We start from the raw sequence: 484 nt of genomic DNA, 5'->3' as shown, positions 1-484 counted from the left end.
ACTATTCAATTATCTTTTTTATTGCTCAGTGTCATTTATAATGATTCTGATTCAAGTTTGTGGCGACCATAGCGAGAAGGATCCACCCGTTCCCTTTCCGAACACGGAAGTTAAGCTTCTCTGCGCCGATGGTACTGCATGGGTGACTATGTGGGAGAGTAGGTCGTCGCCATTTTTTACGCTGGAGCCCCGTAAGGGTTTTCCTTACGGGGCTCTCTTTTTTGCCCGCTCTATATACTGTTCGAGAAAAGCGAGTGGCAGAAAATAAAAAGTGTTGACTTCTTGATTGAAATTTGGTAAAAATCTGTTCCTGTTGCACAGCGGAATTCGCACCGCATCTTCCTGATTACAGGAAGGAAAGTAACGATCCTTGAAAACTGAATAATAACAAAACAAATGAGCTCTCGAAGTCTTTGACTTCAATGAGCAAGTTTTTGTAATTCTAAAAAAACGAGCTCTTACAACTTGTAAGAAACTATCTTCG

The 484-nt window shown here is 41.1% G+C and carries 1 rRNA gene; it reads left to right on the top strand.

What is annotated here, in order from left to right:
- The first annotated feature begins 58 nt into the window (after positions 1-58).
- A 5S ribosomal RNA gene (gene rrf / locus JWG39_RS16105) occupies positions 59-175 on the top strand.
- Positions 176-484 lie beyond the last annotated feature (309 nt).

Origin of the sequence: Desulforhopalus vacuolatus, from assembly GCF_016918505.1 — a bacterium.
In the GTDB taxonomy this organism is placed as follows: domain Bacteria; phylum Desulfobacterota; class Desulfobulbia; order Desulfobulbales; family Desulfocapsaceae; genus Desulforhopalus; species Desulforhopalus vacuolatus.
Note: the sequence above shows the minus strand (reverse complement) of the source record. Positions and strands in the feature narration are given on the sequence as shown.